The organism is Alcanivorax jadensis T9 (assembly GCF_000756655.1).
Classification (GTDB): Bacteria; Pseudomonadota; Gammaproteobacteria; order Pseudomonadales; family Alcanivoracaceae; genus Alcanivorax; species Alcanivorax jadensis.
Window position 1 is genome coordinate 238,350 of the sequence record NZ_ARXU01000005.1, and the last position, 6,480, is coordinate 244,829.

A 6,480-nucleotide genomic window follows, 5' to 3' on the forward strand; every position below is an offset into this window, starting at 1 on the left:
TACCGCAAGGGCGATGTAGTAATGAAGCGACTGGTGGTAATTGGTAACGGCATGGCGGCGTGCCGCCTGCTGGAAGAGCTCACCCGCCTGGCGCCGGATCTCTATCAGATCACGGTGGTAGGGGAGGAGCCCTTTGCCGGTTACAACCGGGTCATGCTGTCGCCCTTGCTGGGCGGCGGCACCGACGAACAGACCATTACCACCTATCCCCACCAGTGGTATCGCGACCGGGATATTCGTTTGATTACCGGTTCCCCGGTGGTGGAGATTCACCGTCATCGTCGTCAGGTGATCACCGCGGCGGGTCACGTGCTCGGCTATGATCGCCTGCTGCTGGCCACCGGCGCGGCCCCGCGCCAGTTACCGGTGGACGGCGTGGCATTGCAAGGCGTCATGAGTTTTCGGGACCTGCATGACGTGAGGACATTATTGTCGCTGCCGGCTGCCCGAGTAGTGGTCGTGGGTGGTGGCTTTCTGGGATTGGAGGCAGCCGATGCGCTGGTGAAACAGGGGCACGATGTGACTCTGGTACACAGCCGCGGGCACCTGCTTAACCAGCAACTGGATAAAGCGGCAGGCCATCGCCTGCAACAGGATCTGGAAGCCCGGGGCCTGAAATTCGCCATGCAGGCGCGCACCCAATCCATCGAAGATAACGGTCACGGCGGTGTCGCTGCCGTACACCTGGGCGACGGACACCGACTGCCTGCCGACTATGTGGTGCAGGCGGTGGGTATCGTGCCGCGCACCGAGCTGGCCGCCCAAGCTGGCCTCACCGTCAATCAGGGCATCCGCGTGGACGACACCCTGCAAACCTTCGACCCGGCCATCTATGCCATCGGTGAATGCGTGGAGCATCGCCAGCGTACCTTCGGCCTGGTGGCGCCCCTGTATGAGCAGGCGTCAGTGTGTGCCAGCCATCTGGCCGAGCTGGGGCATCGGCGTTACCTGTATGCGGACACCGCCACCCGGTTGAAAATTTCCGGTATTGATCTGGTGTCCTTTGGGGATTTCTCCGACGATGGCGACACCCTGCAGCTGGAGTTGCCCGGCAGTTACCGGCGGCTGCAGATCCGTGACAACCGCATCGTTGGCATGGTGTTGTACGGCGATGTGGGCGACAGCGCTTTCTTTGAAAACCTATGGCGGAACCAGACCGACATCAGTGCGGTACGCGCCACCCTGTTACTGGGTGAAGCCTTCTGCAATCTGCCCGGCGATGGTGGCGACCAGCAGAGGGAAGTTGCCGCATGAGTATTTGCACTACCTGTCCTTACTGCGGCGTGGGCTGTGGCATCAAAACCGACGGCGTCCAGCTGCAGGGTGACAAGCAGCACCCGGCCAATGCCGGGCGCCTGTGTGTGAAAGGGTCCTCGGTACTGGAAACCCTGGGCGATCAGGATCGCCTGTTGCAGCCTGAAGTGAATGGGCAGGTAGTCCCCTGGGATTATGCCCTGGATGAAGTGGCCGACCGGTTCCGCCGCATCGTCGATGAACACGGCCCGGATGCGGTGGCTTTCTATGTGTCCGGCCAGTTGCTCACCGAAGACTATTACGTGGCCAATAAACTGATGAAAGGGTTTATTGGCAGCGCCAATATCGATACCAATTCCCGTCTGTGCATGAGCAGCGCGGTTGTGGCCCACAAGCGCGCCTTTGGCGAAGACGTGGTGCCCGGCTGCTATGAAGATCTGGAGCTGGCGGACCTGGTGATTCTCACCGGTTCCAATACCGCCTGGGCGCACCCCATCGTCTATCAGCGTATTGCCGCCGCCAAACAGGCGCGTCCGGACATGAAAGTGGTGGTCATTGATCCCCGCCGCACCGCCACCTGTGATCTGGCCGATCTGCACCTGGCCATTCGCCCGGGGCAGGATGTGCCCTTGTTCAATGGTCTGCTCACCTGGCTGGATGATCACGGCGCGCTGGACCAGGATTATATCGATGCCCATACCGACGGTTTCGACGCCACTTTGAACACGGCGCGTCAGCAGGGAAATGATTGGGACGCGCTGGCCGAGCAGATGGGCGTGAGCAAGGTAGATCTGACCACCTTCTATCACTGGTTTGCCGCCTGCGAGCGTACCGTTACCGTATTTTCCCAGGGCGTGAATCAGGCCCGCAACGGTTCTGATCAGGGCAACGCCATCATCAACGCCCATCTGGCCACCGGCCGGGTGGGCAAGCCCGGCGCCAGCCCGTTTTCCATTACCGGTCAGCCCAATGCCATGGGCGGGCGTGAAGTGGGTGGGTTGGCCAACCAGCTTGCCGTGCACCTGGATATCGATAATCCGGAACACCATGCCGCCGTGGCGGATTTCTGGCAGACCGAATCTCTGGCGAAAGAAAACGGCCTCACCGCTGTGGACCTGTTTAATGCGGTGGAAAGCGGTCAGGTAAAAGCGGTATGGATCATGGCCACAAATCCGGTGGATTCCCTGCCAGAAGCGGACCGGGTGCGGCATGCACTGATGGCCTGCGACACCGTGGTGGTGTCCGACTGCGTGGCCAGCGGCGACACCCTGGCCTGTGCCGATATCCGTCTGCCCGCGCTGGGCTGGGGTGAAAAATCCGGCATGGTGACCAACTCCGAACGCTGTGTATCGCGCCAGCGTCCTTTTGTGAAAGCCCCCGGCAACGCAAAAGGGGACTGGTGGATTGTTACCGAAGTGGCCCGTCGCATGGGCTACGCCTCCGCGTTTCCCTATCAGCACGAACACGAGATTTTTGCAGAGTACTCGGCGCTCACCGCATTGGCGGGCAGATTTGGCAGGCGGCTGGATATGACCGCTGCTGCGGACCTGAGCGCCGACCAGTATGAGCAGTGGCAGCCGCAACAGTGGCCGCTGCAAGGGGACCCTCGCTGCTTTGGTGACGGATGCTTCGCCACACCGAATGGCCGTGGCCGGTTTGTTGCCTGCGAGAATCCCAGGGTGCGTCAGATCGGCGATGCCTTCCCGATCATTCTCAACAGCGGCCGTATTCGTGACCAGTGGCACACCATGACACGCACCGGTCGCGCCGGGCGTCTGTTTGCCCACCTGAGTGAACCCTTTGCCGCGTTGCACCCCAAGGACATTGAGCGTTACCGACTGAAGGAGGGCGGTTTCGTGCGCCTTGCCAGCAAGGTCGGTGACGCCCTGGTGCGGGTAACCAGTGATGCCGGGCAACGCCCCGGCACTGCGTTCATGCCCATGCACTGGACCGATCAGTTTTCTCGCCGTGCCCGGGTGGATGCCCTGGTACCGGCACGTCTGGATCCGCATTCCGGCCAGCCGGCGTTCAAGCATACGCCGGTCAACGTCAGCGACTGGCAACCCCGCTGGCATGGCTGGTTGTTCACGGTGGCACCCCCTCCTGCCGTGGAGTACTGGGCCCGAGTTCCCGTTGATGCATTTTTGCAGACGGGCCAGGTACAACGTTATCGGCTGGCCGGCGATGCGGACCTAACCGAACAACAGCTTCACGACTGGATGCCCGAAGCCGCCCAGTGGCTGGCACTGAACGATCCCGCTACCGGGCATTTTCGCCGCGCGGCTCTGGACAGCGAAGGGCGCCTGCTGGCCTGGCTGGCCATCGGCGAGGAGCTGCCGTTATGCGACGTGGAGTGGCTGGCAAACTGTTTCGCCGACGAGGCGGACACCCAGCACCTGGCGTTGCTCGCCGGGCAGCCGGTGGATGCCGGCCCAGACCTGGGGCCGGTGATTTGCAGTTGCTTCCAGGTACGTCAGAAGACCATCGAAGCGACAGTGGAAGAGGGCGCCGACAGCGTGGAAGCCATCGGTAAATGCTGCCAGGCCGGCACCAACTGTGGCTCCTGCATTCCGGAACTGCGCGGCCTGCTGGAAACCTGCAGCGTTTGACGTTTGAGGTTCCTTCAAACAATGATCAAAACGTAGGGTGGGTTAGCCGCAGGCGTAACCCACCAATTCCCAACCTGGCCATGGAGGATTACGTCTGCTGCTAATCCACCCTACATATGGACCACCCCTTCTTTTGTGGGAGCTATGCTTGCATGGCGAAGAGCTACTTGTTTTATCTCTGTGCTCTCTGTGCTCTCTGTGCTCTCTGTGCTCTCTGTGTCCTCTGTGGTTAAACAGGCTTTTCCCTGTCACCTTGCCCGTATCCCGATCAACGCTTAGTCTCCAAGCAACGGTTTCTATGCGGCGCAACCCATGAAGAACAACAAGAAACATTATCCAGCATTAAGCTGGCAGGGCAGGGCCATCAATACGGTGGGCAGGGGCATGGTCAAGCCAGTAATCAGCCGGCTGAAATTTTCCCGCCGTTTCATGAAATTTTCCCAGCTGGGTTTCGACGCCGTCACGCTGGCATTGCCGGTGCCCTCCGACGTGCATATCTCACGGGCCCAGGTGGGCGGGGTACCTGGAGAATGGTTGATCACCGGGCGGCGGGTGCGCAGCAACCGGGTGGTGCTGTACTTCCACGGCGGCGCCTACTTTTTTGGTTCGCCTCGTTCCCATCGGGCTGTCACTTGGCGACTCAGTCATTACTGCCGTGCCAAGGTGTTGGCGCTGGATTACCGGCAACCGCCGGACTGGGCGTACCCCGCACCGCTGGAAGATGCGGTTCGGGCCTACAAGGCATTGCTGGATACCGGTTACAGCAGTGAGCATATCGTCTTTGCCGGAGATTCCGCCGGTGGAAATTTGGCGCTGGTCACCATGCTGCGGTTGCGGGAACTGAAACTGCCGTTGCCCTCATCGGCAGTGCTGATCAGCCCCTGGGGTGACCTGACATGCTCTGGCGACAGTATCCGTGACAATGCAGACAAAGAGCCTCTGATTCCCCTGGGCGCACTAAAATTTGTCTCCGCGTCATACAGTCAGGGTTATGATCCGGCCTCTCCGATGATTTCACCGGTCTTTGCCGACTTCACCGGCCTGCCACCGTTGCTGGTGCAGGTGGGCAGCAACGAACTGCTTTACAGCGATGCGGTGCGCATTGCCGAGCAGGCAGAAAAAGCGGGCGCGGATTGCCAATTGCAGGTCTGGGATCGTATGCCCCATGTATTTCATGCCCTGGCGGCCTGGCTCCCCGAGGCCGGCCTGGCCCTGCAGGAAATCGGCGCCTTTGTGCATGGTCATCTCAGTGATCGCGATCGAGACCGTCATGTCCGCGCACGGGCAACCGTGGTTGGCAGGCTGGATTCCGCAGGCAAAGGGTAAATTGTTATCAAAAGTAGCCTTGATCGGAGTTCAGACACGGTTCCGTAACGCTGGCTACGCTTGATTACAGTTGGCCAACTTCCTTGCTCTACAGCAGATTGCACATCCCTTCCATAGTCGGTGATGCCAGTCTCCGTTCGGAGACCATAATGACGACAAAGTACGATGGAGGGGTTCATCTTGGCTAATCAATTCAAACTTCTGGTAGGCAGCAGCGCCCTGGCGGCATTGCTGACGGCCTGTGGCGGTGGAGGCAGCAGCTCAACGCCTGCCGAATCCAGCCCGGCGGCCCGCGCCCTGCCTCCGGAAATCGCAGAGATTATCGACGATCAGAACGAGTTAACCGATGCCTTGTGTCCCGGTGCGTCCGGCGATGCCGGGGAGGACGGTTCCGTTGACCCGGAAGCCTGCCTGGATGAAAGCGAGGACGCTGCAGAGGAAGATACCGGCTACGAGCTGTCACTGAATCCGGTAGTACAGCAGTTCTGCCCGGAAGCGGCAGAGGTATTCGATGCCACGCTCACTTTCAATGGTGAAATGCTGGATCAGGATTTCATCTACGATACCGATACTTCCTTTGATGGCTCCGCCACCTTCCCGGCGGCCTGTCTGCAGGAAGCAGCCGGTAACTTCCAGAACATCGGCGACATGATCGGTGGCTCCAACCCGCTGACCGAACAACTGTGTCCGGAAGCGGCGGCGAATAGCCCGATTGATCCGGCAGCCTGCTTTACGGAAGCCGTTGGCGGCGGTGGCGACTTGCCTGGTGGTGATGGCGGTCTCCCCGGTTCTGACCAGCTGCTTGCTCAGCTTTGCCCGGAAACCGGCGAACAGGAGGTGGGCCCGGAAACGCCTGTCAACTGCCTTAACGAAGCCAGCCGTGCCTACGTAGACATTTACGATATGCTCACCGCCAGTAATCCTCTGACCGAGCAGATTTGTCCTGAAGATAATGCGGATGGCCGAATTGATCCTCCCCAGTGTTTTGCTGAAGCCCTGATGGGCGGTGGCATTCCAGGTGGTGGTGATGGCGGCGGCGGTGGAGGCGACGGCGGTAGCAATCCGTTCGCCCCTGCCCTTGAGCAGTTCTGCCCGGAAACCGCCATGGCGGACCTCGGCCCATCCACACCGATCGACTGCCTGGCGGAAGCTGGCGGTAACTTCCAGGACGTGCAGGACCTGCTGCTGGGCTCCAACCCGCTGACCGAGCAACTGTGCCCGGAAGCCGCGGCGAACAGCCCGATCGATCCCGCAGCCTGTTTCTCTGAAGCAGCCGGTGGCTTTGCCCCGG

3 protein-coding genes and 1 pseudogene are annotated in these 6,480 nt (G+C 60.6%); all 4 read left to right on the plus strand.

Annotated features, from left to right (window positions below; translation table 11 throughout):
* Positions 1-21 precede the first annotated feature (21 nt).
* A complete protein-coding gene (locus T9A_RS09215; RefSeq protein WP_052042714.1) occupies positions 22-1,254 on the plus strand; it encodes an NAD(P)/FAD-dependent oxidoreductase in 1,233 nt (410 codons plus the stop codon).
* On the plus strand, positions 1,251-3,863 hold the full coding sequence (locus tag T9A_RS09220; RefSeq protein ID WP_035247380.1) for a nitrate reductase: 2,613 nt from the start codon (positions 1,251-1,253) through the stop codon (positions 3,861-3,863). The genes T9A_RS09215 and T9A_RS09220 overlap by 4 nt, the downstream gene beginning before the upstream one ends.
* 312 nt (positions 3,864-4,175) lie before the next feature.
* A complete protein-coding gene (locus T9A_RS09225; RefSeq protein WP_035247383.1) occupies positions 4,176-5,189 on the plus strand; it encodes an alpha/beta hydrolase in 1,014 nt (337 codons plus the stop codon).
* A gap of 180 nt (positions 5,190-5,369) precedes the next feature.
* Positions 5,370-6,480, plus strand: a pseudogene (locus tag T9A_RS09230) (hypothetical protein); the annotation flags it as partial.